The sequence below is a fragment of the Campylobacter sp. 10_1_50 genome (genome assembly GCF_000238755.1).
Taxonomy (GTDB): domain Bacteria; phylum Campylobacterota; class Campylobacteria; order Campylobacterales; family Campylobacteraceae; genus Campylobacter_A; species Campylobacter_A concisus_R.
Genome location: NZ_JH414887.1, coordinates 218,266 through 245,112 on the forward strand (window position 1 = coordinate 218,266; position 26,847 = coordinate 245,112).

Annotated in this window: 29 protein-coding genes; 20 read left to right on the forward strand and 9 right to left on the reverse strand. The window is 38.5% G+C overall.

Going from position 1 to position 26,847, the window contains the following annotated elements:
* Nucleotides 1-143: 143 nt before the first annotated feature.
* From HMPREF1019_RS01035 to HMPREF1019_RS01045, 3 genes are all read left to right on the forward strand, one after another.
* A complete protein-coding gene (locus HMPREF1019_RS01035) occupies nt 144-926 on the forward strand; it encodes a MetQ/NlpA family ABC transporter substrate-binding protein (protein ID WP_009293813.1) in 783 nt (260 codons plus the stop codon).
* 75 nt (nt 927-1,001) lie between these two features.
* Nucleotides 1,002-1,781, forward strand: a complete 780-nt coding sequence (locus HMPREF1019_RS01040; protein ID WP_009293814.1) for a MetQ/NlpA family ABC transporter substrate-binding protein — start codon at nt 1,002-1,004, stop codon at nt 1,779-1,781.
* Nucleotides 1,782-1,937: 156 nt separating this feature from the next.
* Nucleotides 1,938-2,528 carry a DedA family protein gene (locus HMPREF1019_RS01045; protein WP_009293815.1) on the forward strand — a complete coding sequence of 197 codons (591 nt, stop codon included), beginning with the start codon at nt 1,938-1,940 and terminating at the stop codon, nt 2,526-2,528.
* 68 nt (nt 2,529-2,596) lie between these two features.
* Here HMPREF1019_RS01045 and murI read toward each other — a convergent pair whose 3' ends face one another.
* On the reverse strand, nt 2,597-3,385 hold the full coding sequence (gene murI, locus HMPREF1019_RS01050; RefSeq protein ID WP_009293816.1) for a glutamate racemase: 789 nt from the start codon (nt 3,383-3,385) through the stop codon (nt 2,597-2,599).
* 91 nt (nt 3,386-3,476) lie between these two features.
* Here murI and HMPREF1019_RS01055 point away from each other — a divergent pair, with 91 nt between their 5' ends.
* Both HMPREF1019_RS01055 and murG read left to right on the forward strand, forming a co-directional pair.
* Nucleotides 3,477-4,637: an FtsW/RodA/SpoVE family cell cycle protein gene (locus HMPREF1019_RS01055; protein WP_009293817.1), complete on the forward strand. Its 1,161-nt coding sequence runs from the start codon at nt 3,477-3,479 to the stop codon at nt 4,635-4,637.
* Nucleotides 4,634-5,656 carry an undecaprenyldiphospho-muramoylpentapeptide beta-N-acetylglucosaminyltransferase gene (gene murG, locus HMPREF1019_RS01060; protein ID WP_009293818.1) on the forward strand — a complete coding sequence of 341 codons (1,023 nt, stop codon included), beginning with the start codon at nt 4,634-4,636 and terminating at the stop codon, nt 5,654-5,656. Before HMPREF1019_RS01055 ends, murG begins: the two co-directional genes overlap by 4 nt.
* Here the strand turns inward: murG and HMPREF1019_RS01065 are convergent.
* A complete protein-coding gene (locus HMPREF1019_RS01065; protein ID WP_009293819.1) occupies nt 5,648-6,382 on the reverse strand; it encodes a hypothetical protein in 735 nt (244 codons plus the stop codon). The genes murG and HMPREF1019_RS01065 overlap by 9 nt on opposite strands.
* Before the next feature lie 117 nt (nt 6,383-6,499).
* On the opposite strand from HMPREF1019_RS01065, the gene HMPREF1019_RS01070 reads away from it, so the two are divergent.
* On the forward strand, nt 6,500-7,258 hold the full coding sequence (locus HMPREF1019_RS01070) for a hypothetical protein (protein ID WP_009293821.1): 759 nt from the start codon (nt 6,500-6,502) through the stop codon (nt 7,256-7,258).
* Here the strand turns inward: HMPREF1019_RS01070 and HMPREF1019_RS01075 are convergent, their stop codons facing one another.
* Genes HMPREF1019_RS01075 through HMPREF1019_RS10260 form a run of 7 tightly spaced genes read right to left on the reverse strand, consistent with a single transcriptional unit; the run spans nt 7,259 to nt 12,837 of the window.
* A complete protein-coding gene (locus tag HMPREF1019_RS01075) occupies nt 7,259-8,509 on the reverse strand; it encodes an RNA polymerase factor sigma-54 (protein ID WP_009293823.1) in 1,251 nt (416 codons plus the stop codon).
* A 3-nt stretch (nt 8,510-8,512) separates the two neighbouring features.
* Entirely contained in the window at nt 8,513-9,241 is a 729-nt protein-coding gene (gene lptB / locus HMPREF1019_RS01080) for an LPS export ABC transporter ATP-binding protein (protein ID WP_009293825.1), read from the reverse strand.
* Nucleotides 9,234-9,632 carry a tRNA (adenosine(37)-N6)-threonylcarbamoyltransferase complex ATPase subunit type 1 TsaE gene (gene tsaE, locus HMPREF1019_RS01085; protein WP_009293827.1) on the reverse strand — a complete coding sequence of 133 codons (399 nt, stop codon included), beginning with the start codon at nt 9,630-9,632 and terminating at the stop codon, nt 9,234-9,236. Before tsaE ends, lptB begins: the two co-directional genes overlap by 8 nt.
* Entirely contained in the window at nt 9,632-9,877 is a 246-nt protein-coding gene (locus HMPREF1019_RS01090) for an RNA-binding S4 domain-containing protein (protein WP_009293829.1), read from the reverse strand. Before HMPREF1019_RS01090 ends, tsaE begins: the two co-directional genes overlap by 1 nt.
* 33 nt (nt 9,878-9,910) lie before the next feature.
* Nucleotides 9,911-10,738, reverse strand: coding sequence for an alpha/beta hydrolase (locus HMPREF1019_RS01095; protein WP_009293830.1), 828 nt, complete (start codon nt 10,736-10,738; stop codon nt 9,911-9,913).
* On the reverse strand, nt 10,732-11,937 hold the full coding sequence (locus HMPREF1019_RS10255; RefSeq protein WP_262359227.1) for a TonB-dependent receptor domain-containing protein: 1,206 nt from the start codon (nt 11,935-11,937) through the stop codon (nt 10,732-10,734). The genes HMPREF1019_RS01095 and HMPREF1019_RS10255 overlap by 7 nt, the downstream gene beginning before the upstream one ends.
* On the reverse strand, nt 11,938-12,837 hold the full coding sequence (locus HMPREF1019_RS10260; protein ID WP_009293834.1) for a TonB-dependent receptor plug domain-containing protein: 900 nt from the start codon (nt 12,835-12,837) through the stop codon (nt 11,938-11,940).
* Nucleotides 12,838-13,058: 221 nt separating this feature from the next.
* On the opposite strand from HMPREF1019_RS10260, the gene HMPREF1019_RS01110 reads away from it, so the two are divergent.
* From HMPREF1019_RS01110 to HMPREF1019_RS01175, 14 genes are read left to right on the forward strand one after another with little or no spacing between them, the layout of a single operon-like run.
* A complete protein-coding gene (locus HMPREF1019_RS01110; protein ID WP_009293836.1) occupies nt 13,059-14,282 on the forward strand; it encodes an argininosuccinate synthase in 1,224 nt (407 codons plus the stop codon).
* 24 nt (nt 14,283-14,306) lie between these two features.
* Nucleotides 14,307-14,753, forward strand: coding sequence for a 50S ribosomal protein L9 (gene rplI, locus HMPREF1019_RS01115; RefSeq protein WP_009293837.1), 447 nt, complete (start codon nt 14,307-14,309; stop codon nt 14,751-14,753).
* The gene (gene hslV / locus HMPREF1019_RS01120) at nt 14,754-15,287 is read left to right on the forward strand and encodes an ATP-dependent protease subunit HslV (RefSeq protein WP_002940451.1); all 534 of its coding nucleotides are present in this window, start codon (nt 14,754-14,756) and stop codon (nt 15,285-15,287) included. It begins immediately after the preceding gene.
* An 8-nt stretch (nt 15,288-15,295) separates the two neighbouring features.
* Nucleotides 15,296-16,618, forward strand: a complete 1,323-nt coding sequence (gene hslU / locus HMPREF1019_RS01125; protein ID WP_009293838.1) for an HslU--HslV peptidase ATPase subunit — start codon at nt 15,296-15,298, stop codon at nt 16,616-16,618.
* On the forward strand, nt 16,615-17,484 hold the full coding sequence (gene era, locus HMPREF1019_RS01130; RefSeq protein ID WP_009293839.1) for a GTPase Era: 870 nt from the start codon (nt 16,615-16,617) through the stop codon (nt 17,482-17,484). The genes hslU and era overlap by 4 nt, the downstream gene beginning before the upstream one ends.
* A 58-nt stretch (nt 17,485-17,542) precedes the next feature.
* Nucleotides 17,543-19,066: a hypothetical protein gene (locus tag HMPREF1019_RS01135; protein ID WP_009293840.1), complete on the forward strand. Its 1,524-nt coding sequence runs from the start codon at nt 17,543-17,545 to the stop codon at nt 19,064-19,066.
* Nucleotides 19,063-19,710 carry a hypothetical protein gene (locus HMPREF1019_RS01140; protein WP_009293841.1) on the forward strand — a complete coding sequence of 216 codons (648 nt, stop codon included), beginning with the start codon at nt 19,063-19,065 and terminating at the stop codon, nt 19,708-19,710. The genes HMPREF1019_RS01135 and HMPREF1019_RS01140 overlap by 4 nt, the downstream gene beginning before the upstream one ends.
* On the forward strand, nt 19,710-20,066 hold the full coding sequence (locus HMPREF1019_RS01145; protein ID WP_009293842.1) for a hypothetical protein: 357 nt from the start codon (nt 19,710-19,712) through the stop codon (nt 20,064-20,066). The genes HMPREF1019_RS01140 and HMPREF1019_RS01145 overlap by 1 nt, the downstream gene beginning before the upstream one ends.
* Nucleotides 20,067-20,087: 21 nt before the next feature.
* Entirely contained in the window at nt 20,088-21,614 is a 1,527-nt protein-coding gene (gene mshL, locus HMPREF1019_RS01150) for a pilus (MSHA type) biogenesis protein MshL (RefSeq protein WP_009293843.1), read from the forward strand.
* Complete coding sequence (locus HMPREF1019_RS01155; RefSeq protein WP_009293844.1) at nt 21,607-22,434, forward strand: ATP-binding protein; 828 nt, start codon at nt 21,607-21,609, stop codon at nt 22,432-22,434. The genes mshL and HMPREF1019_RS01155 overlap by 8 nt, the downstream gene beginning before the upstream one ends.
* Nucleotides 22,427-23,302 carry a CDC27 family protein gene (locus tag HMPREF1019_RS01160; protein ID WP_009293845.1) on the forward strand — a complete coding sequence of 292 codons (876 nt, stop codon included), beginning with the start codon at nt 22,427-22,429 and terminating at the stop codon, nt 23,300-23,302. The genes HMPREF1019_RS01155 and HMPREF1019_RS01160 overlap by 8 nt, the downstream gene beginning before the upstream one ends.
* Nucleotides 23,299-23,838: a hypothetical protein gene (locus tag HMPREF1019_RS01165; protein ID WP_009293846.1), complete on the forward strand. Its 540-nt coding sequence runs from the start codon at nt 23,299-23,301 to the stop codon at nt 23,836-23,838. The genes HMPREF1019_RS01160 and HMPREF1019_RS01165 overlap by 4 nt, the downstream gene beginning before the upstream one ends.
* The gene (locus HMPREF1019_RS01170; protein ID WP_009293847.1) at nt 23,838-25,589 is read left to right on the forward strand and encodes a GspE/PulE family protein; all 1,752 of its coding nucleotides are present in this window, start codon (nt 23,838-23,840) and stop codon (nt 25,587-25,589) included. The genes HMPREF1019_RS01165 and HMPREF1019_RS01170 overlap by 1 nt, the downstream gene beginning before the upstream one ends.
* Complete coding sequence (locus HMPREF1019_RS01175) at nt 25,586-26,821, forward strand: type II secretion system F family protein (protein ID WP_009293848.1); 1,236 nt, start codon at nt 25,586-25,588, stop codon at nt 26,819-26,821. Before HMPREF1019_RS01170 ends, HMPREF1019_RS01175 begins: the two co-directional genes overlap by 4 nt.
* The last annotated feature ends 26 nt before the right edge of the window (nt 26,822-26,847 follow it).

The window sequence follows — 26,847 nt, forward strand, 5'->3', positions numbered from 1 at the left end:
CGCGTCGTCGAAAGACTAATCTCTAAGCACAGAATTTCTTTTTAAGTGCTTAGAAATAGCTTAAGCGCTTAAAAAGAAATTTAACCTTCTAGCTTAAATTTATCCTTTTTTGGTGCTTGGCAAATTTTAAAAAAGGATAATAAATGAAAAAACTACTTCTTACCTCTTTAGTTGCCCTAGGCCTTAGTGTTAGCGCAAATGCTGCTGACAAATCAAAAACAATAATCGTCGGTGCTACACCTATCCCACATGCTGAAATTTTAGAGGTTGTAAAGCCTATTTTGGCAAAAGATGACTACACGCTTGAGATCAAAGAATTTAACGACTACACCACGCCAAACCTTGCGACAGAGGACGGCGACCTTGACGCAAACTTCTTTCAGCACATCCCATATCTTGAAGAATTTAACAAAAACAAAGGCACTCACCTTGTAAAAACAGTTGGCGTACACCTCGAGCCAATGGGAGTTTATTCTAAAAAGATCAAAGACATAAAAGAGCTAAAAGATGGCGCAGTTGTCTCTATACCAAACGACCCAACAAACGAGAGCCGCGCACTTGACATCATAGCAAGTGCTGGACTTATCAAGCTAAACAACAACCCACTAAAAACTCCGCTTGATATAGTTGATAACCCTAAGAAGCTTAAATTTGAAGAGATCGAGACTGCTCAAGTGCCAAGAACGCTTGATGACGTTACTATCGCAGTTATCAACACAAACTACGCGCTAAATGCTAATCTCAATCCAACAAAAGACGCGCTTGTGATCGAGAGCAAAGATAGCCCATACGTAAACTACGTAGTTGTTAAAGCTGGCAACGAGAACAGCCCTAAGATAAAGGCTCTTGATAAAGCGATCAACTCACCAGAAGTTAAGAAATTTATCGAAACAAAATATAACGGCGCTATCATCCCAGCGTTTTAATTAAATTTATAAAAAGCGACGTAAAAGCTTTTACCTTTTTAGCGTCGCTTAAAATCAAACCAAAAAAGGAAAAAAATGAAATTTATCAAACTTTTAACTGCATCTTTAGTTGCTCTAAGCCTTCACGCAGCCGACAAGGATCACACTATCATTGTTGGCGTCTCGCCAGTGCCACACGCTGAAATTTTAGAATTTGTAAAACCAAAGCTAAAAGATAAGGGCTACGACCTTGTTATCTCTGAAATTTCAGACTATTCGATACCAAATGTCGCCACAGAAGATGGCAGCTTAGACGCAAATTTCTTTCAGCATTTGCCATATCTTGAGGAGCAAAATAAGGCTAGAGGCCTGCATCTTGTAAGCGTTGCAAATGTCCATGTCGAGCCACTTGGCTTTTACTCTAAAAAGATAAAAAACATAAAAGATCTAAAAGATGGCGCAAAAGTAGCGATCGCTTACGATCCGTCAAATGGCAACAGAGCGCTTAGAATTTTAGAAAAAGCTGGTCTTATAGAGATCGATAAAAACGTAAAAGTTGCAACTGTAAATGACATAACTAAAAATCCTAAGAATTTGCAGTTTATCGAGCTAGAAGGCGCTCAGATCCCAAGAACGCTTGATGATGTCGATATCGCTGCTATTAGCACAAATTTTGTCCTTGATCTTGGCATGAGCGTGGCAAAAGACGCACTTTTGCTTGAAGATGCCAACAGCCCTTACGCCAACATCATCGTCACAAGAGCTGGCAACGAGAACAATCCTAAGATCAAAGCTTTAGTCGATGCGGTGCTTAGCCCAGATACTAAAAATTTCATCATCACTCGCTACAAAGGCGAGGTCATACCTGCATTTTAAAACGGGGCGAGCTTTCGCCCTGCTTTTGCCTTTAAATTTAAACCTTATAGCTTTTCGTTTTAACTATCTTTTTTAAAATTTATCGCTTTTGTTAGTTACTATTAGTAAATAAAGCTTTGCTACAATGCCTCACCTAAGATAAATTTCGGAGTAAAAATGCTACATGACATTATTGACTTTATCGTTTCAAGCGTGAGCAGCTGGGGCTATGCTGGCATATTTGTGATGATGTTTCTGGAGAGCTCGTTTTTCCCATTTCCAAGCGAAGTGGCGATGATACCAGCTGGATATCTAGCTCACAAAGGCGAGATGAGCTTAGTGCTTGCTTTTATCTCAGGCACGCTTGGCAGCTTGCTTGGTGCCATTTTTAACTACTATCTTTGCTATTTTTTTGGACGCGATATCGTCTTAAAATACGGCAAATTTGTCGGTATCACTCACGAAAAGATGGATAAATTTGAAGCATTTTTTAATAAACACGGCGAAATTTCAACATTTAACTCACGCCTCATCCCAGGAATTCGTCAATATATCAGCCTACCAGCTGGGCTTGCTAAGATGAACATTTTTAGATTTTGCCTATTTACCACACTTGGCGCTGGGATTTGGTGCGCGGTTTTGCTTGGAGTTGGCTACTTTCTAGGCTCAAATCCTGACAAACAGACACTTCTAACGATCACGATCGCTCTTTTGGCGGTGGTTGCGATAATAAGTGCTATTTATATAGTAAAGCAAAGAAAGAGATAATACATATAAAAATACATAAAATTTAATGTATTTTGCAAATTTGGCTCAAATTTTTAGCTAAATTTAGCCTAGCTGATCGCTCTCATTTTTTCTAATCTAACTAAATTTCTTGAAATTTTCTCTAGCTCGTTTTGCTCGCAAACCTCCTCACCAGAGTAGAAAAATTTCACATTTGGAGTTAAATTTACACTTGAAACTGCAAGTCCAAGCTCACTTATAAGGCGCTTTATCGTCCCTTCATTGCCGTCTATTATACTTACATTTGAGGGCAAAATTTCTCTTAAGCTATCTTTAAAATAGTTAAAATGCGTGCAGCCAAGCACCAAAAAGTCAAATTTGCTTAGATCAAATTTACCTAGCTCTTCTTTTAGATATGACTTAACATTTTCGCTCTCAAACTCAGCCTTTTCAGCGAAATTTACAAGCCTAGGCAGAGCAAGCAGATCGGTTTTATCTTTTGCGTTTAAATTTGTGATTAGCTCTTTTAGTTTTGCACCATTTACGGTGACTGGAGTGGCGATGACAAGCGTTTTTAGGGCATTATCATGGCTTAGGTCGTGAGCCTTTTTTACAGCTGGCTCCATACCGATGATCGGCACGCTTAAATTTGCTCTAAGCTCTTTTATAGCCACGCTTGTTGCGGTGTTGCACGCCACCACGACAGCGTTTGCACCATTTTTAACAAGAAATTTCACCGCCTCAAAGCTAAATTTTAAGATCTCATCCCTGCTCTTTTGTCCGTATGGGACATTTTTAACATCTGCGTAATATAAAAATTCATACTCGCTAAGCTTGTTTAAAGCTTCGTTTAAGACGCTAAGTCCGCCAAGCCCCGAGTCAAATATACCTATCTTCATGCCCATCCTTAAAGCCTGCAATTATAGCAAATAATATCTTTGTAAGCCGTTTTTTATTATACTTTGGCTCATTTTAAAGTTGGAGCTAAATTTGGCAGTTGATAAGGTTATTTTCTATCTTTGCGCGACTTTGATCGCCATAAGCATCATTTTTTCACTATCCTTGCCAGTTTTTACAGTTTTATTTTTTAACTATGACGAATTTCACTTTTTTATCCGCCAGTTTGCAGTCGGCTGCATAGGAATTTTTCTCATGTGGTGGCTCTCTAGGCTAAATCCCGACAAAGCGCTCGTCTGGATAGGCTTTGGACTTCTTATCTCGTGCGGTATCGCTATGGGGCTCATGCACGCCTTGCCAGCTTCGATGGTGACTGACTCTGGAGGCGCTAGACGCTGGATCAGGCTGCCTGGCTTCTCACTTGCGCCTGTTGAGTTTTTCAAAGTCGGTTTTGTCTATTTTTTGGCGTGGAGCTTTACTAGAAAATTTAGCGACGGCAAGAGGACTTTGATGGCTGAGCTAAAGATACTTTTGCCTTATATCATTCTTTTTGGTATCGCTATCTTTCTTATCGCCGTTATGCAAAACGACCTTGGTCAGGTTGTAGTTTTGGCACTTACTTTTGTGACGATGGCGCTTTTTGCAGGGGCTAGTGTTAGGCTCTTTGGTATCGGTATATTAGGCGCTGCCTTTGTTATGACGGTGGCGATAGTTAGCTCAGAGCACAGAATTTTGCGTATAAAATCATGGTGGGGCACGATACAAAATATGGTTCTCTCTTTCTTGCCAGATAGCGTGGCAAACGTGCTTAGAGTGGCAGACGCACCAGAGCCATATCAAATTTCTCACTCACTAAATGCGATCAAACACGGCGAGTTTTTTGGCGAGGGGCTTGGAGCTGGGATATTTAAGCTTGGCTTTTTAAGCGAGGTGCATACAGACTTCGTGCTAGCTGGCATAGCTGAAGAGGTCGGCGTTTTTGGCATTTTATGCATCACAGCGATCTTTATCACGCTACTTTATAGGATATTTAGAATTTCAGCTAGGAGCGAAAACAAGGTCTATCACCTATTTTCACTTGGTATCGGCCTTATCTTGTCATTTTCGTTTTTGATGAATAGCTACGGCATCACATCGATCACGCCGATAAAAGGTATAGCTGTGCCATTTCTTAGCTACGGCGGCAGCTCCGTGCTTGCTATATGCATCGGCATCGGCATGGTCTTGATGGTTAGTAAAAAGGCAAAACTATGATAGTTATTTGTGGTGGCGGTACTGGTGGTCATTTGGCGATCGCTAGAAGCTTTTGCGAGGAGCTAAATAGACGAAGCATAAAGCCAATTTTTATCGGCTCAACTAGCGGTCAGGATAAATTTTGGTTTGAAAATGATGAGAAATTTGCACAAAAATTCTTCTTGCCAAGCAGTGGCGTCGTAAATAAAAGAGGCCTTGCAAAGCTAAAATCACTAACAAACATCATAAGCCTAGCTCTAAAATGCAGGCAAATTTTTAAAGAAAATGGCGTTAAAGCAGTCATCAGCGTGGGAGGCTACTCAGCAGCGCCAGCAGCCATAGCGGCCATCATCTCAAAAACGCCACTTTTCATCCACGAGCAAAATGCCGTAACTGGCAAGCTAAATAAAATTTTAAAGCCATATGCTAAGGGCTTTTTTAGCTCTTATGATGAGCTCTCGCCCTGTCTCTATCCAGTGGCAAATAAATTTTTTGAAAGCCAAAGAGTTAGAGATGAGCTAAAAACGATACTATTTTTAGGTGGCTCACAAGGCGCAAAAGCTATAAACGAGCTAGCTATAAATTTAGCCCCATATCTTAAAGAAAAAGGGATAAAAATCATTCATCAATGCGGCAAAAACGCCCTTGATGAGCTTAAAAAGAGATATGATGAGCTTGGTTTTAGCGAGGCAAATTTAGAAATTTTTGACTTTAGCAAAGAGATAGAAAAAAAGATGAGTGAGGCTGATCTTGCCATATCAAGAGCTGGGGCTAGCTCGCTTTGGGAGCTTTGCGCAAACGCCCTGCCCTCTATCTTTGTGCCATTTCCTTATGCCGCTGGCAATCACCAATTTTATAACGCTAAATTTCTAAAAGATAAAGGCATAGCTGAAATTTGCCTGCAAAATGGCGAAAATTTAGACAAAAATGAAGTCATAAAAATGATCGAGAGCTTTGATCTAAGCAAAAGCAGCAAAGCTCTAAAAGATATCCTTTTGCCAAACGGAGCAAAAGAGATAGTGGATAAAATTTTAAGCTAAATCCTCGCCTATGGCGTAAGCTTTTAGCTCTCGTAGCTCGTAAATGAGGTAGTGATAGATAAGCTCGTTTGTCTTTAGGCTTTTACCTGAAAGCACTGGTCTTATCATCTCGATGATCCTATCTGTGATGCCAGCGATCTCAACCAAAAGTAGCTCGTCGCCCCTTTGCTTAGCCACTCTTATGCAGTTATAAAAAAATGTGTAGATAGTTTTAAAATTTTCCAAAACTACGTTTGAGACGATTTGAGAGTCAAGATGTAAAATTTTATTCATCCTATTTTGTAGCTCCATAAGCTCGGCAAGTAGCCCTCTTATCATCGCTGTATCGCCACTTCTTGAAAATATACTCTTCTTCTTTTTTTTATTTTGTATCTGGTACTCAGCAACCAAAATTTGCATGATATTTGAGATATTTGTCAGGCTCTCTTGCAGGTTTTGATTAGTCTTTAGGCTCACACCAGCCTTTTCTATCTTGTAGTATAGGCTTTTGTTTGTCTGTTCGAGGTATGAGCTAATGTTTTCGTAGTAATCTTCAGTATTAAAGACATTTTTAAAAAAACTGCCCTCGTCTGTTGTGCTGTAAAGTCTTTTTTTGATCTCTTCGACATTTTTATTAAAAGTGAGCGCATCGATCTTTGTTTCAGGCTCGACAACGCCGTTGTTTTCGATAACTTCCAAGTTTTTCTTAAGCGTGCTTATCAGCTTTTCAATCTCATTAAAATCCATTTTGCCTCTTTGAAATTTTTGGCTATTTTACTATAAAAAGCTGAAGTTTTCGCTTGCAATCCTTAAAGAGATAAATTTATGCTTCTTTTAATAAAATATCTCAAAAAAGGAGCAAAAATGAATGGTGAAGTTTTTAATGCTTGCATTATCGTAGCCTCCATAAAGCAAGCTCTAAGGTCAAATTTAGAGCTAAGCTATAAAGGCGAAAAATATATAAAAAGCCTAGTTTTTGACTATATTTTGGAGGATGACCCAGAAAAAAGAGAGCAAGCTAGCATAAATGAGTGGTTTAAGCATGCTAAAAAGCTTGGGCTAAGCGACGTGAGATTTGCTACAAATTTAGTAGTCTCTTCAGAGGAGCGCTCGCTGCAAGGCTTTTCAAATGTAAGTCACAAGTCAATTCTTTGCATTTATAAAGATAAGATGAGCTACTTCGTGCCGCACTGGAGCTTTGAAGAAGATAAAAAGGGCTGGGACATAGTCTATAAAGAATTTAGCCTAGATAGCGTGCCAGAAATTCAAAAATTTAGTGACAACACTTTGGAGTTTAAAGATATCCTAACAAGGATCTCTAAATTTGCAGATGAGATAGAGTGTGAGAATTTTGGCGACTGCTTTAGAAAGGGGCTAAAAGCGCTAAATGAGCCAGAAAATATAGAGCAAAATATCCTAAATGCGCCACTTATGCCAAAGCTAAATTTAGCCCTTTTTGCTGCGGCAAGCTTGGCTGATGTCTTTGGCGGTATGGGCTCTTGGAACGACGATGCAGCGGGCATGGCACAATATAAAAAACGTGGCAAAGAGTACGAAGAGCTTAGCAACGAGCTTTTTACGCAGATGCGAAAAGCCACGCTTTTTGCCATAAATGAGTGGTAGCTAGCCGTTTATCTGATATATTTTTTTTCGCTGGCTTGAGCTGCCGATGTTTAGGATTTTGCGGTATTTGGTGATGGTTCGGCGAACGATTTGGATGTTAAATTTAGCTTGGATTAGCTCTTGGATTTTTAGATCAGAAAGTGGCTTTTTATGATCTTCGTTTTTTATAAGCTCTAGTAAAAATTCCTTTATCGCAGCGTTTGAAGTCTCCTCGTCAAAGCCAGTTGCGAAGAAATTTTTAAGCGCGACTGTGCCTCTTGGGGAGCTTAGATATTTGTTCGCGATCGCTCTTGAGATGGTTGAAGGGTTGCGTCCAAGCTCGTCAGCTAGGTCTTTTAGCTTCATAGGCTTTATGTCGCCGCCCAAAAAGTAGTCATACTGATACTCAACTATCATGAGCCCTATCTTATAAAGCGTCGCCTTTCTCATCTCAAGGGCGTCTATGAGCTCGCTTGCCTCTTTTATGCGCGAACTTACAAAGGTCTCTTTCTCGTCTAGTACCTCGGTGTCGATAGAAATTTCAGGATAATACTCGTCATTTATCTGCACGCTTATGCCACTACTTGTGCTTAGTACGAAGATATCAGGCACCGCCTCTTTTTCATCTTCAAGATACTCAATTGCCGGGGGATTTTTAAATTTCTTTATGATCTTTAGCGCATCGTCGTAAAATTTAAGCTTTCTAAGCTTCTCTATATTTTCAAAATTTAAGATGATCTTTTTCGCGCACTCTATGATCTCTTCACTTGCCTCTGCCTCGCCAAGCTGAAACAAAAAGCTCTCTTTAACATCCTTTGCACCCACGCCACAGGGCTCAAGGTAGGCAAATCTCGCCCTAACTCGCTCCACCTCATTCTCATTAAAGCCCGCAAAAATTTCATCATCATAAGAAAAATATCCCTCATCATCCAAACACTCGATGATCTTATATGCGATATCTTGGGACTTTTGTGTGGGGAAAAGTGGTGGATTTATCTGGCTAACTAGCTTTTCATAGAGACTTTCTTTATATATACTTAAAGCTTCGATGCTCTCGCTAACCGAGTTTTTGCTAACCTGCTCGAAAAAATTTCGCTTTTTTTCGCTTTTTTCTAAATTTTTGTGTTCGATCGTAGCAAATGGATTCTCTTTTATAAAAGGCTCAAGCGTCTCTTTTAGCTCGTCAAGCCCGCTTTGAAGGATAGGAAGCCAGCTTCTTAGCGTTTGGTTTAGTTTGATTTTTGGCGCTAAAGTTTGCTTTTGCCTTAGCATCATCTACTCAAGTAGCTTAAATTCTTCGCCAAGATAGTGCGTTCTAACGAGCTTGTTGTTTGCCACTTCGCTAGCACTGCCGCTTGCTAGCAGCGAGCCATCTTTGATGACGTAGGCTCTGTCGCAAATGGCTAGTGTCTCACGGACGTTGTGGTCGGTTATCAAAACGCCGATGCCTAGCTTTTTAAGGTCTCTAACGATGCTTTGGATGTCGCTAACTGCGATAGGATCGACGCCCGCAAATGGCTCATCAAGCAGCAAAAATTTTGGCTTTATGATGAGACTTCTAGCGATCTCACAGCGTCTGCGCTCGCCGCCACTTAGGCTAACGCCCTTTCTTAGGCGGATAGGCTCGATATTTAGCATATTTAGCATCTCATTTACTCTTTTAGAGATCTCTTCTTTGCTTTGATTTAAAATTTCAGCCCCAAGGAGCAAATTTTCTTCTACGCTTAGCTCTTTAAATATGCTTGACTCTTGCGGCAAATAGCCAATACCAAGGTGCGCTCTTTTATGAAGCGGGACATTTGTGATCTTTTCGTCATTTAAAAAGACATCTCCGCTAGTTGGCGAGATGAGCCCACAGATCATATAAAAAGTAGTCGTCTTTCCCGCACCATTTGGCCCAAGAAGCCCCACAACTTCGCCACTATTTACCTCTAAAGATATACCTTTTATGATCTCACTTTTCTTAATCGTCTTTTTTAGATCTTTTACTTCTAGTTTATGCACTTATAACCTCGTATTTTCTGCCATTTTTGCTAGGAGAAATTTTTACTAACGTATAGCTCTCGCCGTTTTTCTTTAGAGCTTTTTCTAAATTTTCATCGCCCCACTCTACTAGATGAAGCCCCTCTTCAAATAAATTTTCAAAAAGGCCATTTTTTGCCATCCCGTCAAATCCGATCTGATAAATGTCGTAGTGGTAGATATCTTTACCATAAATTTGCATCAAAGAAAATGTCGGCGACGTCACGCTCTCTTCTATGCCATGAGCCTTGATGATAGCCTTTACAAGCGTAGTTTTGCCACTTGCTAGATCGCCACTTAGCAGCACCACGCCACTTTTTGGCAGCACCCGCACAAGCTCGTTAAGCTCATTTTCTAAAAGCTCAAAAACCATCAAAGCTCTTTTACATATTCGCTTTGAGCGCTTTTTGGTATGCTTTTTGTAGTTGGGATCGCTAACACCTCGTATCTCGCCTCACGAGCTAGAAATTTGATAGTGATAACGTCGCCAACCTTAACATCTTTTGCTGCTTTTGCCTGCACGCCGTTAATGCTCACAACGCCGCTTTTGCACATATCTTCGCTAACGGCACGCCTTTTGGTGATATTTACTACGTTTAAAAATTTATCTACTCTCATGCGGCGGATTTTAACAAAAATAGCCTTAAATTTTTAATCCTTTAGATATTTTAAAAGCTCTTTTAAATTTAGAGGTATGACGCTGCCATGGGTTTCATTTTTAAAAAGCTCAAAGTGAGAATTTACGCCACTTTGCTTTAAAATTTGGGCTAGATCGCTCGCCTTTAAAATGCCAGCTTTGTCTGTTTTGCCCTTTCTCTTTTCAAGCTCGCCAACGCTAAGAAAGACAAATTTGGCTCTTAGTTTCTCTTTAAATTTACCATCATTCACATTTTGCTTTAAAATTTCAGACTCACCCCACCAAAGAGATGGCGAAGCGATAAAGAAATTTGAAAATACTCCATCATTTTTTAGTAAGGCATAGAGCGTAAAAAGCCCGCCAAAAGAGTGTCCATAAAGGCTCTTTTGGCTGCCCTGCACGTTAAATTTCTCATCGATAAATGGCACTAAATTTTTAGTTAAAAAGTAGTAAAACGCATCTGCGCCACCACCCTTGCTAAACTCCTCGCCCTTCGCCTTTGGCGTGAGATCTCTTGTGCGTTTTTCTACCTCATAGCTTTTGTTGCTGTCATATCCTATGCCTATTATTAGCGGGGCAGTCTTGCCATCAAATTCATTTAAAAGCATGTTAAACTGGGCGTTTGCATCAAGTAAGAAAAGCACATTTTTAAACTCATTTTGCCCCTTTAGCTTGGCTGTGAAAATTTTATAAATTTCATCATTTGCGCTCATTTTAAAGGTTGAAATTTCAAATTTACTAGCAGCTTTTTGGCTAAGTGGCTCAGGCGTTTGGCTAGGTCCTGCGTGCAAAGTCTGCGTCACGCCAAGCATAAAAAGCAAAAATTTAAAGGCTCTTACCATTTTGCAGCGACCTTAAACCAAAATCTCCTGCCCTCTTGTGGATACCAGTAGTAGTTGCCGTCGTCTGCTAGCGCCTCATCGTATCTTACTTTATCAAAGATATTGTAGGCATTTAGGCTAAGCGTTAGGTGCTTGTTTGCGTCCCAGCTAACGCCTGTATCAAAGGTAAGTAGGTCTTTTGTGTTCTCTCTTACTCTGTTGCCAGCACCAAAATTTACGCTTGTTAGCTTGCTCTCGTAGTTTGCACCAAAAAATGTCTTTACGCTTTTTATAGGCTTATACGTAAGCGTGGCGTGAAGTGCGTGCTCTGGCGTTGCGGTAAGGCTTTTTGCGTCAAGTCTGGCAAGATTTGTCTCGCTAAATTTCATAGGGCCTCTTGGCGTGTTTATCGTTGGGTTGCCAGTTTTTATCTTTGACTTATTGTAGGTGTAGTTTGAGCTTAAATTTAAATTAGAAAGGATGTCATAGTCGCCACTTAGCTCCACACCCCAAACGGTCGCACCCTCTATATTAAAGTAAGTTCCCCAGCCAGGGCAATCCACTGTTCTTACCCTTGTGCCTGCTGGGCAAGTGCCAAAGGCTGGAATTTTATTGACATTACTGCCGTCTGTGTCTAGGATTTTATCTTTAAACTCATTTCTAAAAAGCGTTACAGAGCCTCTAAAATCAGCCTGATTGTCATAATATGCCCCAACTTCATAAGTCGTGCTTTTTTCTGGTTTTAGATCTTTGTTGCCAAAATCAACTATCCTCCAGCCACCTTGGATAGTGCCTACTTCTGGAGAAATTTGATTGACATCAGGGGTTTTATAGCCAGTTGCTACGCCGCCTTTTAAGCTTAGCGTATCTGTGGCGTTATAGACTAGGTAGGCTCTTGGCGAGAGATGGTTGCCAAAAAATTCGTTGTGTGTGAGCCTTGAGCCAAGCGTTAAAAATAGCTTCTCATCTAAAATTTGCCACTCATCCTCGATAAATCCCGCATGCTCGCTCATCGAGTAGGTTTTTGGATCTTTTAAACCGTTTCTTGAAGCGTTTGAGACGATGAAGGTCGTGCCGACATTTTGCTTGCTAAAGTCATAGCCAAAAGTTAGTGAGTGAGCGCCAAGAAAGGTTGTAAATTTAGAGTTGAAGTTGTGATTTTTGGCTTTTGCAGGTATGAGGCTATCAAAAAGGCTTGTTCTTTGCGTCTCATCATAAATTTAGCTAAGATCAGCATTTAGGCTATCAAATTCGCCAAGGTAGCCCACACCATAGCTCTTTTTCTCGTAGTCATAGGCGTTTAAAAACTTATTTGTATTTATAGTGGCTGTTTTACCGACGGTGCGCGAGTAGTCGTGTTTTTCATTTGAGCCAAAGATGAAAAATTTATTGTGCTCATCTGGCGTGATCCAAAGCTTTGCGCTTAAATTTCTCTTATCGCTCTTTTGATAGCCGCCTTTGTAATTATCCTCATCTCTTAGCTTTTTATAGCCCCAAAGCTGAAGCGCGAAAAGCTCTTTATAAAGAGGTAAATTTAGATAAAAGTCGCCTTGCCTGCCATCTCCTATGCCTTTGTGAGTGTTTATCGTGGTTGAGATGCCGACGTTGCCGCTAAATTTTGAAAAGTCCTTTTTGGTAATGATATTTATAACGCCTCCAACCGCGTCGCTACCATAAAGCGAGCTCATAGGCCCACGGATGACCTCTATACGCTCGATCGCTTCAGCTGGTGGGATGAAATTTGAGTTCATATCCCCTGCTCCACCATTTGGATTTGCGCTACTTGAATTTACTCTTTTGCCATCAATCAAAACTAGCGTTTGAGACTTCTCCATGCCGCGTATCGAGATACCACTAGCTGCCCCGTCCTCGCCACCAACGACATTTACACCTGGCACTTTTTGGGCGATTGAGTGAAGTGAGGTAAAGCTATCTTTTGTAAGCTCATCGCCACTTATCACACTGATGCTTGCAGGGGCTTCTTTGATCTGCTGCGAAAAGCCACTCGCACTTACTACGACGCCATCTAGCTTAGTTTCGTTGTTCTCTTTCTCTACTGCATAGAGAGAATTTGCCACACAAGCGCTAAGGCAAATGGCGATAAATTTTGATCTATTCACGGATATCCTTTTGTTAAATTTAATTATTGATAATGAAAGCGAAACGCAAATTTAACAAAGCAAGCATAAAAACAATATTAATTATCATAATTTTAAATGATAAATTTCTATAAAAACTGCTAGGGAGTTTTTAAAATAATGCTTACATTAGAAATTAGATTAATTTATTAAAGATTAATCAATTTAGGCTAAAATACGACCATTTCAACAAAAGGACAGCTATGAAAAAAGATGTAAAAAAAGTTGTTTTAGCATACTCAGGCGGACTTGACACAAGTATTATTTTAAAGTGGCTCCAAGACGAATACAAATGCGAAGTAGTCACATTTACAGCTGACATCGGACAAGGTGAAGAGCTAGAGCCTGCACGCAAAAAAGCCCTAGCACTTGGCGTAAAACCTGAAAATATTTTTATAGAAGACTTAAGAGAAGAATTTGTACGTGATTATGTATTTCCAATGTTTAGAGCAAATGCAATCTATGAGGGCGAATATCTACTTGGCACATCGATCGCGCGCCCGTTAATAGCAAAACGCCAAAGCGAGATCGCAAGACTTGTTGGCGCTGATGGTGTGAGCCACGGAGCAACAGGCAAAGGCAACGACCAAGTTCGCTTTGAGCTCGGCTACTACGCACTTGGTGACAACCTAACTATCATCGCTCCATGGCGCGAGTGGGATCTAAACAGCCGCGAAAAACTTTTGGCATACGCTGAGAAAAACGGCATAGATATCACCAAAAAACCAGGCAAGAGCCCATACTCAATGGACGCAAATTTACTTCACATAAGTTATGAGGGGCTAGTGCTTGAAGACCCAAGCCACGCACCAGAAGATGATATGTGGAGATGGACAGTAAGTCCAAAAGATGCTCCAGATAAGAGCGAGATCATCGAGATCGGCTATGAAAAAGGTGATCCAGTGAGCATAAACGGCAAAAAAATGAGCCCAGCTGAAATTTTAACCGAGCTAAACCGCCTTGGCGCAAAACACGGCATCGGCAGACTTGACATCGTAGAAAACCGCTCAGTTGGTATGAAGAGCCGTGGCTGCTACGAAACTCCTGGCGGCACGATAATGCTAAAAGCTCACAGAGCGATAGAGAGCATCACACTTGACCGCGGTGCAGCTCACTTAAAAGATGAGATCATGCCAAAATATGCCGAGCTAGTTTACAACGGCTACTGGTGGTCGCCTGAGCGAAATATGCTCCAAGCACTCATCGATAAGAGCCAAGAGCACGTAAATGGCTCTGTAAAAGTTGAGCTTTATAAAGGCAATGTGACTATCCTTGGCAGAAGCAGTAAAAATGATAATCTATTTAGCGAGGCATACTGCACATTTGAAGAAGATAGCGTTTATGATCAAAAAGACGCAGCTGGATTTATCAAACTAAACGCACTTCGCTTTATAATCGCACGCAAAAATGGGCGAAAATTTGACTAAAAACAAAATTTAAAAAGGATAAAAATGAAAGTATTATTAATAAAAGATGTAAAAGGACTTGGAAAAGCTGGCGAGATAAAAGAGGTAAAAGACGGCTACGGCAATAACTTCTTAATCGGCAAAGGCTTTGCAAAAGCAGCCACTCCAGATGTCCTTCGTCAATACGAAGCAGCTCAAAAAAGAAAGGCTGAAGAGCTAAAATATGAGATCGCAAATTTAGAAAAGCTTAAAGAAGAGCTTGCAAAAGTGACAGTCGTCGTCAAAAAAACTCTTGGTGCAAATGGCTCGCTCTTTGGCTCAGTTTCAAAAGAGGAGATCGCAGCAGAGCTTGAAAAGACACATCATTTGGTAGTTGAGAAAAAGGCTATCGACCTGGACACTCACCTAAAAGCAGTTGGTCTTTATGACGTCTCTATAAAACTTGGGCACTCGATAAATGCGACCTTAAAGGTTGATGTGCAAGGAGAGTAGATGTTTCATGCGACAACCATCTTAGCCTACAAAGGCAAAAATAAAGCGGTCATCGGCGGCGATGGACAGGTGAGTTTTGGCAACACCGTCTTAAAAGGCAACGCCGTAAAAATCCGCAAAATTCACAACGGCAAAGTCCTAGCTGGCTTTGCTGGTAGCACCGCTGACGCGTTTAATCTCTTTGATATGTTTGAGAAAAATTTAGAACATACAAAGGGCGATTTGCTAAAGGCGGTGATAGAATTTAGCAAAGAGTGGCGCAAAGACAAGTATCTAAGAAAGCTTGAAGCGATGATGCTTGTGCTTGATAGGGATAAAATTTTCTTACTTAGTGGTACTGGAGATGTAGTAGAACCTGAAGATGGCAAGATAGCAGCTATCGGAAGCGGCGGAAACTACGCACTTTCAGCGGCTCGTGCCCTAGATAAATTTGCCGATATCGACGAAGAGGAGCTAGTCAAAGAGAGCCTCAAGATCGCTGGCGAAATTTGCATCTATACAAATACAAACATTAAAACTTATGTTTTAGAATAAGAGAGAAAATGAACTTAACACCAAGAGAAATTGTTAAATTTTTAGATGACTATGTGATCGGTCAAAAGGACGCCAAAAAGATCATAGCGATCGCACTTCGCAACCGCTATCGCCGTATGAAGCTTGAAAAGAGCTTGCAAGATGACATCATGCCAAAAAATATCTTGATGATCGGCTCAACTGGCGTTGGTAAAACCGAGATCGCAAGGCGTCTTTCAAAGATGATGGGATTGCCTTTTATCAAGGTCGAGGCTAGCAAATATACCGAGGTTGGTTTTGTTGGTCGTGACGTTGAAAGTATGGTAAGAGACCTTGCAATGGCATCATATAATCTCGTAAAAAACGAGCAAAGTGAGAAAAATCAAGACAAAATTAACGCCTACATCGAAGAAAAGATCGTTTCAAAGCTACTTCCACCACTGCCAAAAGGTGCTAGCGAAGAGAAGCAAGCAGAATACGCTAAGAGCTATGACAAGATGCTAAATAGGCTAAGAAACGGAGAACTTGACGAGCTAAGCATCGAGATAGAGGTGCAGCAAAACCCACTTGAAGCTGGCTTAAACGTACCACCTGACATGGCACAGATGCAAGAGAGTTTTATAAAGATAATTGGCATCGGTGGCAAAAACATCAAAAAAGAGATGAAGGTAAAAGACGCTAAAAAAGCCCTTCAAAGCGAGGCAAATGATAAAATTTTAGACCTTGAGAGCGTAAAAACTGAGGCTTTAAGAAGAGCTGAAAACGAGGGCATCATCTTTATAGACGAGATCGATAAGGTTGCTGTTGGCTCAGGTAGCTCAAACAGGCAAGACCCAAGCAAAGAAGGCGTGCAAAGAGACTTGTTGCCGATCGTTGAGGGCTCAAATGTAAATACCAAATGTGGAAATTTAAAGACAGATCATATTTTATTTATCGCAGCTGGCGCCTTTCATATAAGCAAACCAAGCGATCTCATCCCAGAGCTTCAAGGCCGCTTCCCACTAAGAGTCGAGCTTGATAGCCTTGATGAGGACGCGCTTTATCAAATTTTAACTCAGCCAAAAAATTCGCTTTTAAAACAATATATCGCACTTCTTTCAACTGAAAATGTCGAGCTAGAATTTGACGATGAAGCGATAAAAGAGATAGCAAGGATCGCTCACGCAGCAAATGAAAAGATGGAGGATATCGGTGCTAGACGCCTTCATACGGTGATCGAGCGCGTGATAGAAGATATCAGCTTTGAGGCTAGTGAAAAGAGTGGTGAGAATATAAACGTGACAAAAGAGCTTGTAAAAGAGCGCTTAAAAGACGTGGTTGAGGATCAAGATCTAGCGAGGTACATACTTTGAAATCAGGCTTTGTTAGCATCATAGGACGCACAAATGCTGGCAAAAGCTCGTTTTTAAATGCCTTGTTGAACGAAAAGATCGCCATTGTCTCGCACAAGCAAAACGCAACTCGCAGAAAGATAAATGGCATAGTTATGAACGGTGAAGATCAGATCATCTTCACCGACACACCTGGGCTTCACGAAAGCAACAAGGTGATAAATCAACTGCTAATAAGCCAAGCTATAAAATCGATGGGAGACTGCGATCTCATCGTATTTTTAGCACCTATCCATGATGATACAAGCGACTACGAGAAATTTCTAGCTCTAAATCCTGAAAAACCACACATCTTAGTGCTAACAAAAGTCGATGAGAGCTCAAACGCAAAAGTGCTTGAAAAGATCACTCAGTATCAAAAATTTCAAGATAAATTTGCAGCACTTCTTACTTTTAGCACCAAACAGCCTACCTATAAAAAGCCGCTTCTTGATGAAATTTGCAAGCTTTTGCCAGAGCATGAGTACTTTTATGATCCAGAATTTCTCACGCCGACAAATGAGAAGGAAATTTTTAGAGAATTTATACTTGAAGCGATCTATGAAAATTTAAGTGACGAGATCCCTTATCTTAGCGATGCGATCATAAAAAGCGTAAAAGAAAAAACAGGTATAACTGAAATTTATGCTAGCATCATCACGGAGCGTGACATCCACAAAAGCATGATCATCGGGAAAAATGGCGAAACCATTAAAAGAATTGGAATTTTTGCAAGAAAGTTAATACAAAATTTAACAAACACAAAGGTCTTTCTAAAGCTCGATGTAGTCGTTAAAAAAGGCTGGAGTAAAGAAGAAAAGAGCCTAAATCAGATAATCGGCTATTGATTTTTTATTTTGAAGATATTAAAATATTTTCTGCAATTTTGTAAGATGGTTTTAATATATGGCAAAAATTATAAAAAATGATAAAAATTCTGTTATCGTAGTAGATCCGTATGATTACAAAGGATTTCGTTACCACAATAGTAAAGTAGAAGCTTTTAACTTTTTAAAAACAGTAAATAAGCATGATTTTTTTATTTCATATATCGAGTATGAAAGCCTAAAAACAGCGACACTTAAGATATCTAGAAGTATTGAAGATGAATATTTGGAAAACGAAATAGTTGAGAAATATTATGAGGAATTTCAACTTGATCCCACTATAGATTATAAAGTATGTTATATTGAAAATAGAGTTCTCCAAAGTGATGATAGATTTTTTAATGTTTTCATTGTAAAAAATGATGCTTTAAAACAAATTTTTAAAAATATAGCTAAAAAAATCCCATATATAGATTGCATGGTGCCAGAGCCATTACTCTATTCTGTTCTTTACAAAAAGGGTTTGCTTGTTAGTACTCAAGTTGATTGTTTTGTTACTTTAAAAGATAAAGAGTCTTTTTTAAGCGTCTATACAGATGGAGAATTTTTAACCTCAAAGAAAATTCGTTATACATTATCTTATTTAAATAATAGGTTTTTCGAACAAAGTGGTGAGCGTCTAGATAGCAAGAGATTTCAGGAGATATTATCTCAATGTGGTCTTATAAATAAAGATAGAAATGATTTTAATTATGATCTAAACGCCATTTTTGAAGATTGTGTTTTTTATATAAATGACATTATAAATATAATAAATAGAGACTATCAAATAACAATTAAAAATATTTACATAGATTGCGACTATGAGATCAAAAATTTTGCAAATTTCATCTCAACCAAACTTGGTTTAGATGCAGAGTATATAAACATAAAAGTTGCGATAAACAACAAAAACTATACTATAAACGAGCGTTATAACGTTATGGCTTTATTTGGTAGATTTTATACCAAAGAGCCATTTTATGAGAATTTTAATCTCTCAAATATGCTTCGTCCAGATCCATTTGTCAAAAGAAAAAGTGGCAAATTCTTGCTCACTTGCGCTGCGGCATTTGCGCTAAGTATGTTATATCCAGCTTACAACTACATAGCTGGTCTTGTTTTAGAAAAAGACAGCGCAAGACTAAATGACGAATATAGCGTCCTAAACGCACAAGAGATGCAGATAAAAGAGACGCTAGCTAAAATTTCAAGAGAACAAGAAGCGGTAAAAGAGCAAACTCAAAAAGAGAATGAAAAGCTAAATTTCAGAAAAGGTTTGCTTGCTGAGATCGAAAATAAAAAAGATAATTACGCTATGAAGGGTTTAAATCTTTTTAAAATTACCGATATTTTAAATCTAAACGCAGTTCATATCACAAACATCGTAAATAACGATAGAAATTTGACTATAACTGCAGTTAGCGATAATGAAAAAAGGATAACCCAGTTGATCAAAGATATCAGCAAAGATGAAAAATACTTGGTAAATACTAAAAAAATTCGCTCCGATGACGCTAAACACGAGTATGAAAGTAATATAAGCATAGAGATTAGACAATGAGACAAGATATTTTAAGCAAAATGGATCAATACTTTGATAGCAAAAAGCCAAACGAAACAAACCTTATTTTTCTTGGCTCAGCGCTTATCATAGCTTATCTTGTTTATATGCTATGCTTTGATCCTGCGCAAAATTTCTTTGATGAAAAGCTTGATAAACATACGAGAATTTCTACAAAGCTAGAAAACACTAGAAACTATCTAGCCTCAGTGAGCTCCCCTGATGGCGATAGAAATTTCAAGATAAATGAAGAAAATAGAAATTTAAGCAATCTAAAACTACGCTACACGAATATTTTGAAATTTAATACCTATTTTGACTCAAAGCTTAAAGAGCTTTCATTTTTGCTTTTTGACAATCAAAACTGGGCAAACTATATAGATAGTATCGTGCTTTTGGCAAAACAAAATAATATAAAAATTTTAGAGCTTAAAAGCGATATAAAAGAGCCAAATTTCCAAAAGATAGAGCAAATTTTAAATATAGATGTCACTTGCCTTGGAAATTTTAAAGATATGCTTAGCTATATAAACGGACTTGAAGAGTCAAAACTCGTAGTAGATCTTCACAAAATGGATATAAATTCCACTCAAAAAGATCTAGGAGCTAAGCTTTCTATCTCAGTGTGGGGTATGAAGTACTGATGAAAAAATTTGGTTTATTTTTAATTTTAGCTCTAAGTCTATTTGGCAATGAGTTTGAAGGCGAGATGAAAAACTATGATGAAGTTTTTGTTAAGATAAAGGAGCAAAGAAAAGGGCTTAATAGCGGTGAAATTTCTAGCTTACAAGATCCTTTCAAGCTAAATTTGCCAGTTGCCTCAAAAGGCGATCAAAACACTACAAAATACTCTTCTGCAAGAGGGTTTATACTAAAGGCCATTTTGCTAAATAAAGCAAATATAAATGGCAAGTGGTATAAAGTGGGAGATATTGCAATATCACAAGTGTTCAAAATAGCAAGGTTATCATCGTTAAAGATGATGAAAAACAAGAACTAACTCTTAAAAATGGAAGTAAAAATGTTGGTATCAAAATTAAGTAAATTTATTATAACTGCGGCGTTGGCTTCATTTTTAGCTACCCCTATAATGGCAAAACCAAGCACATGCTTGAGTAAAAATTTTAGCATGAAGATCACAGACGATATAAGTCTTGGCGATGTTTTAAATCAGCTCTCTGAAATGTGTGATTTTAGTATCGTTGCAAAAGATGCTTATAGCAAAAAAGAACTTGATGATAAAGTCTTTGGCGTAAATATAAGAAACATGAGCCTAAGCGAGGTCTTTGATCTGCTTTTAAATGAGAAAAATTTAAGCTATGAGTTTTCAAATAATGTCTTAAAAATCTCATCGCTTCAAACAAAAATTTTTAAAATAGACTATATAACCTCTATCCGTGAGGGCACAGCTATCACAAAAGCTTCAGTTGATGCCTCTCCGTCAGAAGTAGGCAATAGCTCAAGCAGTGATACTAGATCAAATGACATAAAAAATGAAAACAACTTGATAAGAACAACTGAGAAATTTGACTTCTGGGAGAAGCTTGACGCTGAGCTAAAAGCTATCTTAAATAATAGTAGTGAGCACATCACCGCACCAGATCCTATCATAAACCAAAATGCTGGACTTATCACGGTTACAGCTACCCCATCACAGCTAAAACGCGTTGAAAAATATATAGCTGAGATGCAAAGAAGACTTAAAAAACAAGTCATCATCGATGTTTCTATCATCGCAGTTGATCTAAATAATGAGTATAAGCAAGGTGTTGATTGGAGTAAATTTGAGCTTGGATTTAACTCATATATCGGCAATCAAGGCTCTAGCACCGGCTCAAGTGCAAGCTGGACAAACAAGGGCAACAGCTTAAGCGATGGCTTTGGTCGCACACTAAATATCGCTGCAAATTTAAACTTTAGCCTTGATGGTATGATAAATTTCCTTGAAACAAATGGCAAAACAAAGGTCGTTTCAAGTCCAAAAGTAACCACTCTAAACAACCAACAAGCACTAATCTCTGTGGGCGATAATATAAACTACCGCGTAATGGAAGAGACGGATAATGGTAGCAACAATAACAATAACAACAGGCTTACAACAACTTATAAACAATACTCTGTATTTATCGGTATCTTGTTAAATTTGCTTCCAGAAGTTTCAGATAACAACAAGATCATGCTTCGCATCAACCCAAGCTTAAGCAGCTTTAAGTATGCAGAAGACGATATAAGATCACAAAATACAGCCATTAGAGAGATCGCCCCTGATACGGTTCAGAAAAAGCTCTCAACCGTAGTTCAGGTAAATAGTGGCGATACTATCATACTTGGCGGACTTATCGGACAGACTAAAAATAAGCAAAATACAGCCGTGCCACTTCTAGCTGACATACCTTTGATAGGAAGCGTCTTTAAAAGCACAAGAGATGGCGTAAAAACTACTGAGCTTATCTTTGTCATCACGCCAAGAGTTGTTGATCTTGAAGATCCAAAACCAGTTCAGCAGTCGCTAAAAGATCTAGGATTTTCTAAATCGATCTATGAGTAACGAAAATATTTATACACATATAAAAGATGTTTTTATAGATGAAGACGAGAGTTTAAATTTCGTAAATTTAGACAACTCTATAAGCTGCTACAACAAGATAGTTTTAGCTCTAAAAAAGCCACTTAAGCTCATCTTGTTTTATGGCAAGCCAGGTAGCGGCAAGACCTTTTTGCTAAACAAGATCGCAAATGATCTAAAAGAGGATAAAAGTCTCATCTTTTTCCCGCATCCATTTTTTAGTGAGGCGACATTTATCGAGGCACTTTGTGAGCAAATTTATGGCAAAAAGCTTGAAGATATAAACAACTTCGAGAGCTTTATAAAATTTTATTCAAAAGACTTTAGCAATAAAGATGAAATTTTAAAAAATCAAATGACGGTTATCCTAGATGAAGCGCAGCTCTATCCGACTGAGCTTATTGAGAAGATAAGGCTTATGGCTGATACTAGGATGTTTAAATTTCTCTTTACGATACACAAAACTGAAAACGAAGATATTTTGGCAAAAGATTATTTTCAGACTAGGATCTGGGAGAGCATCGAGCTAAGTAGCGCTGATGTAAATGAGATCATCATCTACTTGCAAAGAAAGCTTAGTCAAAAAAACTATGACAAATATCTTAAATTTGAGAAAAAAGACTACGAGTGCGCCTACTCATTTTGCGGTGGAAATTTAAGAACGCTAAACAAGATCATGTATAAATTCTATGAAATTTGCGAATACTACGAGCAGTATCAGCCTTCAAAGCTTAGCGGTGATAAGGCAAATACCATGATACTCACCATGGCTGCACTTGATGCTGGGCTAATCGATGCTTGAACCACAAGAAATTCAAAGACTAGAAAAGCTTTATGAAAGCTACAAGAAAAAAAATGGTGGCTTTTTGCATAAAATTTTTAATGCCAAAAACTCTAAAATTTTAATCATCGAGCTTTTACTTATCATCATTTTGCTGGCTGCATTGATAGCGCTAAGCATAGAGAAAACTCCAAGCCTTGCTAGTAAAAGCGATAAAATTTTAGCCAAAAATGCAACCGCAGTAAAAATGGTAGAAAAAAACGAAACAAATGCAAGCATTCTTAGCGAGCTAAAGCAAAAGAGCGAGGTTGCTAAAGCTAAATTTGAAGAGGGTAAAAAGCAAGATGAGCTAGCTGACAAGATAGCTAAAAAGCTAGAAGAGGTCGTAAAGATAAACGAAACAAACGATACTTCAAAAAATGACCAAAAAAGGCAAAGAAACTCACAAGGTTGGCTTAAGCTAAACATCCCTGATGAAGAGCCACTTACTGAACAAAATGGCATAAACGGCATAAGCGTGCCACAAGATGAAGTGATAGATCTTGAGTCAAAACCAGCTAGAAAGCGTGTAAATATACAAGTAACTTCAGCATCAAATGAAGAGAGCGTGTTAAGAGAGCAGTTTTTAAAAACCAATAATCCAACTATCGCACTTGAGCTTGCTAGATTAAATTTTAGAAATAATAATTTCAAAGAAGCTATAAAGTGGTCGCTTGCTGCAAACGATATAGATAATAGCCTAGAGGAGTCGTGGATCATCTTTGCAAAGTCAAAATATAAGCTAAAGCAAAGTGATGATGCCGTCAAAGCTCTAAGAGAGTATAATAAAAACTTAAACAAAGCTTCGATAAATGAGCTTATAAATAAGATAAAAAGTGGAACATTATGAAATTTTTTGTTATTTTTTTGGTTTTTGTTTGTGAAGTTTTTGCTGTTAGCCTGACTGAGATAAGGGATGACTTTAATAGCGCAAACTATGCAAAAGTCTGCAACCAAAAGGTTGAGGAATTTTTAAAAACACAAAATAACGAAGAGCAAATTTCTATGTTTGGCATCGCTTGCATAAAGATGAACGATCTAAACAGGTTAGCAACTCCGATTGATAAGCTAGTAAAGAGCGAAAAATCAAGAGAAAATGCTGCCTATTTTGCTGACATCTTATTTAAGAAAAAGCTCTTATTTCACGCTATGATAGATGGCGTTGATATAAGCTATATCAGGCTTCCAAAGAGTGATTATATACTTTCATTTTTGTTTGATAAATTTGTAAAAAAAGAGTATGTCGAAGAGCTTGGCACATTTATCTTTGAAGAGCCAAATTCTGACACAAGATATGAGATAAGCCCAACAAATGGACAAATACCAAAGCTAGTGCTTAAAATTTTTAAAAATAACGACCTGAAATCGCAAATAGAGTATAGATAATGAAAAATGTAGAAAATGTAATCTTAAAAAATATAGAACAAAACGGCAAACTAAGCACATCAGATATAGAAAAGATAAAACAGATAAGCGAGCAAGAAGGCAAAGGTCTTGTTAAAATTTTAAGAGATGAAAATTTACTAAATGATGAAGATTTTATGGAAATTTTGTCTGATATTTATAGAAGAGGACATGTAAATATCGATGAAATTTCAAACGATCTTGAGCTTGATATAAAGGCTTTTGTTAAATTTATAAGCGAGAAATTTAAGGTTTTATACTTTGACCTTGATGATATCGATATCGACTACCGCATCAGCGAAAAGCTAAGCACTGCTCAGCTAAAGACATATAGCGCGATCCCAGTAAAAGAGGATGAGATAAGCGTATATGTCGCTTTTAAAAACCCATTTGATGTTATCGCTCAAGATAAGGTGCAAAATTTATTTAATAGAAAACTACTAAAAGTTGCCATCGCTCAGCCAACTCAGATAGAAAAATATATAAGCAAGCTAGCGCTAAATGAGAGCATAAAAGATGTGATAACAGAGATCAGAAGAGAGCTTTCAAGCTCAGCTAGTCAAGGTCAAAACACTGAAAACTCTGGAATTTTAAAGCTAATAGAGATCATCTTAAAAACATCTATCCAAAGTAGAGCCAGCGACATCCACATCGAGCCAACCGAAACAAACTGCATCGTAAGAAGCAGGATCGATGGCATGCTAAGCGAGACATTTATATTTGATAAAGATATCTATCCGCCGATGGTTAGCCGTATGAAGCTACTATCAAACATGGACATCGCAGAGCGCCGCCGCCCACAAGATGGTAGATTTTCAGCTCAAATTTTAGACAAAGAGTATGATTTTCGTATCTCGACGCTACCTATCTTAAATGGTGAAAGTATAGTTTTAAGGATTTTGGATAAGTCAAAGGTCATTATAAATTTAGAAGATCTTGGTATGCATCCAGATAATTTCGCTAAATTTAAAAAGAGCATGAAAGCGCCTTATGGTATCATTCTAGTCACTGGTCCAACAGGATCAGGTAAGACTACGACACTTTACGGTGCGCTAAATGATATAAAAAGCGTAAAAACTAAGATCATCACAGTTGAAGATCCGGTCGAATACCAGCTAAATATGATCCAACAAGTGCATGTAAATGAAAAGGCTGGACTTACCTTTGTCTCAGCTCTTCGCTCTATCTTGAGGCAAGATCCAGACGTCATAATGATAGGCGAGATCAGGGATCAAGAGACGCTTCGCATAGCGATACAAGCGGCACTTACTGGTCACCTTGTCTTTTCTACGCTTCACACAAACGACGCCATAAGCGCGCTTCCTCGTATGATAGATATGGGCATCGAGCCTTATCTAGTAAGTGGCGCGCTCGTTTGTATAGAGGCTCAAAGGCTTGTTAGAAAGCTCTGCCCACACTGCAAACAAAAGATCACACTATCTCAAAAGGCATTTGACGAGGTTAAGAAATTTGTCCCTGAAAACTATCAGTTTTACAAAAGCGTCGGATGTCCGCAATGCTCACAAACAGGATACTTGGGACGTGAGATGATAAGTGAAATTTTACCTATTAGTGACCATATAGCAAGCATGGTCGCAAATGGCGCTTCTAAAGATGAGCTTAAAAGCGTTGCTTGCGAAGAGGGCTTTATAGATATGTTTCATGATGGTGTCATAAGGGCAGCAAATGGCATAACCACGCTTGAAGAAGTTTATAGGGTTGCTAAGATATGAAATACTTTGAGGTTGAGTACATCCAAAACGGCAAACGCCATAAGATGAGCCTAAGAGCGAACAATAAAAGCGAGATCAAAGACAAAGCAAATGTTACTGGTATGATCGTAAAGATCAAAGAGACGCAAACTTCTAGCATAAATAACTTTGAAAATTTACAAAACGTGATCGCAAAGGCTTTTACTAATCCAAAGGTGAAAATCCCAAATTTAGTAGCCACCATAAGGCAGCTTAGCGTTATGACAAATGCTGGAATTTCTATCCACGATAGCATTAAAGAGGTTGCAAACTCCACCGAGGATAAGCGCCTTAAATTTATATTTCAAACTATAGATGAGGAGCTAAATCAAGGCTCAAGCCTCACAAATAGTATAGAAAATTTTAAAGAAGAGCTAGGCGACGTGACGCTTGCGATGATAAGACTAGGGGAAAGCACTGGTAATATGGCTGACGCGCTTGCAAAGCTTGCCTCTATCTTGCAAGAGGTCTGGGACAATCAGCAAAAATTTAAAAAAGCTATCCGCTATCCGATAACAGTCATCTGCGCGATCATCATAGCCTTTGTCATCCTTATGATACTTGTTGTGCCGCAGTTTAGAGAAATTTTCGAGCAGTTAAATGCAGAGCTACCACTGCCAACTAAAATTTTGCTAAATATCGAATACGTCATGACAAACTACGGCTTTTATATCCTTGGAGCACTTGCGTTTATCGGATATTTGCTTAGAAAATACTACCTTGAGAGTGAAGAATTTCAAGATAAGGTCGATAAATACCTTTTGAAAGTCTATCTCATCGGCAAGATCATATTTTATTCGAATATGAGCAGGTTTAACCTCATCTTTACAGAGCTTGTTCGAGCTGGTTTGCCTATAGCAGATGCCCTTGATACGGCTGTGATAACGGTTTCAAACAAGGATATCAAAAAGAAGCTAAGTAGCGTTAAGATACTTGTTGGTAGGGGTGTTAGCCTAACAGAGGCTTTTAGAGATACAAATTTATATGAAAATATGCTCATACAGATGATAAGCGCTGGCGAGCAAAGCGGTAGCTTGGATGATATGATAGGAAAAGTAACTGATTATTACAGGATGAAATTTAACGATATTATTGATAACATCTCAAACTATATAGAGCCTATCTTACTTGTTTTTATAGCAGGTATGGTGCTTTTACTAGCTCTTGGTATATTTTTACCGATGTGGGATCTATCAAAAGCCGTTAAAAATTAAAATAATTAAAATCTTAAAGGAGAGAA

Bases quoted from the DNA above. Each gene is read 5' to 3' on its own strand.
- hslV (WP_002940451.1), top strand. From the start codon at position 14,754: ATGTTTCATGCGACAACCATCTTAGCCTACAAAGGCAAAAATAAAGCG.
- rplI (WP_009293837.1), top strand. From the start codon at position 14,307: ATGAAAGTATTATTAATAAAAGATGTAAAAGGACTTGGAAAAGCTGGC.
- HMPREF1019_RS01110 (WP_009293836.1), top strand. From the start codon at position 13,059: ATGAAAAAAGATGTAAAAAAAGTTGTTTTAGCATACTCAGGCGGACTT.
- HMPREF1019_RS01170 (WP_009293847.1), top strand. From the start codon at position 23,838: ATGAAAAATGTAGAAAATGTAATCTTAAAAAATATAGAACAAAACGGC.
- HMPREF1019_RS01070 (WP_009293821.1), top strand. From the start codon at position 6,500: ATGAATGGTGAAGTTTTTAATGCTTGCATTATCGTAGCCTCCATAAAG.
- HMPREF1019_RS01075 (WP_009293823.1), bottom strand. From the start codon at position 8,509: ATGCTAAGGCAAAAGCAAACTTTAGCGCCAAAAATCAAACTAAACCAA.
- HMPREF1019_RS01165 (WP_009293846.1), top strand. From the start codon at position 23,299: ATGAAATTTTTTGTTATTTTTTTGGTTTTTGTTTGTGAAGTTTTTGCT.
- HMPREF1019_RS01175 (WP_009293848.1), top strand. From the start codon at position 25,586: ATGAAATACTTTGAGGTTGAGTACATCCAAAACGGCAAACGCCATAAG.
- HMPREF1019_RS01145 (WP_009293842.1), top strand. From the start codon at position 19,710: ATGAAAAAATTTGGTTTATTTTTAATTTTAGCTCTAAGTCTATTTGGC.
- HMPREF1019_RS01135 (WP_009293840.1), top strand. From the start codon at position 17,543: ATGGCAAAAATTATAAAAAATGATAAAAATTCTGTTATCGTAGTAGAT.
- HMPREF1019_RS01160 (WP_009293845.1), top strand. From the start codon at position 22,427: ATGCTTGAACCACAAGAAATTCAAAGACTAGAAAAGCTTTATGAAAGC.
- HMPREF1019_RS01155 (WP_009293844.1), top strand. From the start codon at position 21,607: ATGAGTAACGAAAATATTTATACACATATAAAAGATGTTTTTATAGAT.
- HMPREF1019_RS01095 (WP_009293830.1), bottom strand. From the start codon at position 10,738: ATGGTAAGAGCCTTTAAATTTTTGCTTTTTATGCTTGGCGTGACGCAG.
- murG (WP_009293818.1), top strand. From the start codon at position 4,634: ATGATAGTTATTTGTGGTGGCGGTACTGGTGGTCATTTGGCGATCGCT.
- HMPREF1019_RS01040 (WP_009293814.1), top strand. From the start codon at position 1,002: ATGAAATTTATCAAACTTTTAACTGCATCTTTAGTTGCTCTAAGCCTT.
- HMPREF1019_RS01140 (WP_009293841.1), top strand. From the start codon at position 19,063: ATGAGACAAGATATTTTAAGCAAAATGGATCAATACTTTGATAGCAAA.
- hslU (WP_009293838.1), top strand. From the start codon at position 15,296: ATGAACTTAACACCAAGAGAAATTGTTAAATTTTTAGATGACTATGTG.
- mshL (WP_009293843.1), top strand. From the start codon at position 20,088: ATGTTGGTATCAAAATTAAGTAAATTTATTATAACTGCGGCGTTGGCT.
- HMPREF1019_RS01045 (WP_009293815.1), top strand. From the start codon at position 1,938: ATGCTACATGACATTATTGACTTTATCGTTTCAAGCGTGAGCAGCTGG.
- HMPREF1019_RS01065 (WP_009293819.1), bottom strand. From the start codon at position 6,382: ATGGATTTTAATGAGATTGAAAAGCTGATAAGCACGCTTAAGAAAAAC.
- HMPREF1019_RS01035 (WP_009293813.1), top strand. From the start codon at position 144: ATGAAAAAACTACTTCTTACCTCTTTAGTTGCCCTAGGCCTTAGTGTT.
- HMPREF1019_RS01090 (WP_009293829.1), bottom strand. From the start codon at position 9,877: ATGAGAGTAGATAAATTTTTAAACGTAGTAAATATCACCAAAAGGCGT.
- murI (WP_009293816.1), bottom strand. From the start codon at position 3,385: ATGAAGATAGGTATATTTGACTCGGGGCTTGGCGGACTTAGCGTCTTA.
- tsaE (WP_009293827.1), bottom strand. From the start codon at position 9,632: ATGGTTTTTGAGCTTTTAGAAAATGAGCTTAACGAGCTTGTGCGGGTG.